We start from the raw sequence: 3,941 nt of genomic DNA, 5'->3' as shown, positions 1-3,941 counted from the left end.
ATCAGCCGGCTGGACGAGCTGGCCGCGACCGAGGACCTCGACCCGGACGTGGTCGAGCGGCTGCGGCACATGGCCGAGCAGCGGCAGCTGCGGGCCTGGGAGCGGCTCGGCGGCGGGACGGGGCAGGGCGGCGCGGAGGTCCCCAGCGTGACCTACCGGCGGCTGCGGCGGGAGATGCTCGCGGCCGAGCGCGGCACGTTCATCCGGATGCGCGACGAGCGGCGGCTGGACGACGCGGTGCTGGCCCAGATCCTGCACGAGCTCGACCTGGAGGAGGCCTCCCTCCAGCGCGACTGACGGGCCGGGCGCGCGGGTGGACGAGCCGTCCCGGACGGGGTCCGGGACGGAACGGTGTGTCCCTCACGGCGTGCGGGACGGAGCGGGTGCCCCCGGACGGCTCAGGCGGGGCCCGTGCCGTTCGGCGGCTTGTCCGGCAGCTCGACGGCGTAGGACTCCTTGACCACGTCCAGGTGGTGCCAGGACTCCCGGACCGTCACGCCCGGAACGGCGCGGACGGCGTCCAGGACCTCGACCAGCTCGGCCCGCGTCGACGCCTCGGCCTGGCCGACGACGTCGTAGCGGCCGAACCCGGTGGCCAGGTACCGCACGCCCTCCTGCTGGGCGACCGCCTCGGCGACCCGGCGCAGCGGCCCGGTCACCACCAGCCCGAAGCCGCCCAGTTCGGCGGCGCCGAGCGCGAGCGGATCGGCCAGGCCGGTGACCTGGATGACACCGGAGCGCATCAGCCGGACGACGCGGGCGCGCGTGGCGGCCTGCGAGAGCCCGATGATGTCGGCGAGCCGGGTGTAGGGCGCCCGGCCGTCGCGCTGCAGCTCCTGCAGCAGCCGCCAGTCGATGTCGTCCAGGGTGATCCGGTCCAGGGTCCGGACCACGGCGTGCGCGTCCCGGACGGTGGCGACGGTGCGGAACACCTCGGTCGCCTCCACCCCGGGGACCGAGCGGATGTGGTCCACCTCGGCCGCGAGCGCCGCGTCGTCCCGGGTGCGGACCTGGGCGACCAGGTCGTGCGGCCCGGCGGTGAGCGCGGTGAACCCCACGGCGGGCCGCTCGGCGACCGCCGCGGCCACCTCGCGCGCCGGCCCGGCCACGGTGATCGACACGTGGCCGACCGCCTCCGCCCCGACCACGGCCGAGTGCACGATGCCGACGACCCGGACCACTCCGGTCTCGAGCAGGCTCTGCACCCGTGCCCGCACGGCCGTGCGGGAAAGCCCCACCCGGTCGGCGAGCGCCTGGAAGGTCGCTCTGCCATCCCGCTGGAGCTCGCGGACGAGCACGGCGTCGACCGCATCCAGCACGGCTGTCCTCCTCGCGATGCGATGAAACTTTTTGTCGGAACTGCAAGATCATTCCATTTCACGGCGGTCTGTCGTCAAATATTGATCTTGCTCGTGTTCGCCGGTCCCGGCCGCCGTCGAAGCGTCGGCGTACGGCCCGGACGGCGACGAATGGGGTGCCGGGCCCGGGCGCGGGGCAACGCAACGCGCCCCGGCGAAGCGCGGCGGGCGTCGCGCGGGCGGATCGCGCGCGGGCGTGGCGATCGTCACTTCCGCCCCGGGGGCGGGCATGCCGGACCGGGGCCACGAGCGTCACCGACATGCGCTACTCCCGGTCCTCTGCTGAGCCGCCTCCTACGGGGGGGTGAGTCGTCCGCGCGAGGCTATGTAAGAAAAGTGCATCGGGCGCGCAAGAACGTCAAGTGGTGACCACACGGAGAGCAAAGTCGCGGAAGGGGCCCAGTGAAGAGATGTCCATGCTGGTGGGGGCGGGTGCGAGGGCCGCGGGGCCGGCCGCCGAATGATCACCTTCGAGCCAGGATTTCGTCACCGTCCGATCCCTGACCGTCCGGTCTGCGAGCTTGGTTCATGCATGACCGGGTATGTCGCAGAATGTACGGTGGCCCAGCCGTCAGAACCACGATTGGTGTGTAAAAGAGCCGTGCGCCTGCTGAACGATGAGCGACCCGCTCACGATCTCACCTACAACGACGTCTTCATGGTCCCGCGCCGTTCGTCGGTCGGGTCCCGGCTGGAGGTGGACCTGTCCACGGTCGACGGCAGCGGCACGACCGTCCCGCTGGTCGTGGCGAACATGACGGCGGTGTCCGGCCGCCGGATGGCCGAGACGATCGCCCGGCGCGGCGGTCTGGCCGTGATCCCGCAGGACATCCCGGTGGACGTGGTGACCGAGGTGATCTCCTGGGTGAAGGGCCGCGACCTGGTCGTGGACACCCCGATCACGCTGTCCCCCTCCGCCACCGCCGGCGAGGCCCTGGCGCTGCTGCCCAAGCGGGCGCACGGCGCGGTCATCGTGGTCGAGGACGACCGCCCGGTCGGCGTCGTGACCGAGGCCGACTGCCAGGACGTGGACCGCTTCGCCAACCTGCGCGACATCATGTCCAGCGACCTGGTGACCCTGCCGGCGGGCGTGGATCCGCGCGAGGCGTTCGAGCGCCTGCACGCGCGCGGCCACCGCCTCGCCCCCGTGGTGGACGGCGAGGGCCGCCTGGTCGGCGTGCTGAACCGCACCGGCGCGCTCCGCGCGACCCTCTACAAGCCCGCCGTGGACGCCTCCGGGCGGCTGCGGATCGGCGCGGCGGTCGGCGTGAACGGCGACGTCGCGGGCAAGGCCAAGGCGCTGCTGGAGGCCGGTGCGGACCTGCTGGTGGTGGACACCGCGCACGGCCACCAGGAGAAGATGATCAGCGCGCTGCGCGCGGTCCGCGGGCTCGACCCGCAGGTCCCGGTCGTGGCGGGCAACGTGGTCACCGCCGAGGGCACCCGCGACCTGATCGAGGCGGGCGCCGACATCGTCAAGGTCGGCGTCGGCCCGGGCGCGATGTGCACGACCCGGATGATGACCGGCGTCGGCCGCCCGCAGTTCTCCGCCGTGCTGGAGTGCGCCGCCGAGGCGCGCCGCCTGGGCCGCCACGTCTGGGCGGACGGCGGCGTCCGGCACCCCCGGGACGTGGCGCTGGCGCTCGCCGCCGGGGCGTCCAACGTGATGGTCGGTTCCTGGTTCGCCGGCACCTTCGAGTCCCCCGGCGACCTGCAGCGGGCCGCCGACGGGCGGCTCTACAAGGAGAGCTTCGGCATGGCCTCGGCGCGGGCCGTCCGGGTCCGCACCGCCGAGGACTCGCCGTTCGACCGGGCCCGCAAGGCCCTGTTCGAGGAGGGCATCTCCACCTCCCGGATGTTCCTGGACCCGCAGCGGCCCGGCGTGGAGGACCTGGTCGACTCGATCGTGGCGGGCCTGCGCAGCTCGTGCACCTACGCGGGGGCGCGGACGCTGGAGGAGTTCCACGAGAACGCCGTCGTCGGCGTCCAGTCGTCCTCCGGGTACGCCGAGGGAATGCCGCTCGCCACCTCCTGGTAAAGCAACCTGCCGACGCCGCCGGCCCCGGGACCCCAGCGTTCCGAGGCCGGCGGCGTTCTCGCACGCCCGCCCGGGGATGTCGCGACATGCCGGGGACGGTTCCCCGCGTGGTCCGCGGCGGGCTGCACTCTTTCCCCTCGGAGACGTAGATCCCCGGTCGCCGGAGGGCAGACACATGATCAAAATTCGGGCACGACCCCCGGCCCGGACGCGCGCAGCGACGGCAAAGTGCCTATTCTAGGCATCAGTGGCAAGTAACTAAGTACTGCTCGTATTCGGACGGCTACTCCCGCAACCTCTGCCCGGTTTCGCGCGTCCTGAATGTAGTTCGGTGCCTGAATTGAGCGCGTAGGGGAAGTGGAGCGTCCATGACGAGTCGACCGGCGTGGCGGCGCCGCCGGAGCACCGAGCCTGACGCGGAGGCCGAGGTGCCGGACGCGGAGACGGAGACGCCGGACGCGGATGCCGAGCCGGACGCGAACGGGGCGAACCCAGCGAACGCGACGGACACGGGGACGGAGGCGGCTGAGACGGACGAGAATGCG

The 3,941-nt window shown here is 72.9% G+C and carries 2 protein-coding genes and 1 pseudogene; 2 read left to right on the top strand and 1 reads right to left on the bottom strand.

The window, feature by feature from the left end; genetic code table 11:
• Positions 1-297 (top strand): annotated as a pseudogene (locus AB0J52_RS30915) (Na+/H+ antiporter); the annotation flags it as partial.
• A 101-nt stretch (positions 298-398) separates the two neighbouring features.
• Here the strand turns inward: AB0J52_RS30915 and AB0J52_RS30910 are convergent.
• Positions 399-1,319, bottom strand: a complete 921-nt coding sequence (locus tag AB0J52_RS30910; RefSeq protein ID WP_500186232.1) for an Lrp/AsnC family transcriptional regulator — start codon at positions 1,317-1,319, stop codon at positions 399-401.
• 640 nt (positions 1,320-1,959) lie between these two features.
• Between AB0J52_RS30910 and AB0J52_RS30905 the strand changes: the two genes are divergently transcribed.
• Complete coding sequence (locus tag AB0J52_RS30905; RefSeq protein WP_500186230.1) at positions 1,960-3,396, top strand: GuaB1 family IMP dehydrogenase-related protein; 1,437 nt, start codon at positions 1,960-1,962, stop codon at positions 3,394-3,396.
• Positions 3,397-3,941: the final 545 nt, after the last annotated feature.

This window comes from Spirillospora sp. NPDC049652 (assembly GCF_040675125.1).
Classification (GTDB): Bacteria; Actinomycetota; Actinomycetes; order Streptosporangiales; family Streptosporangiaceae; genus Spirillospora.
Note: the sequence above shows the minus strand (reverse complement) of the source record. Positions and strands in the feature narration are given on the sequence as shown.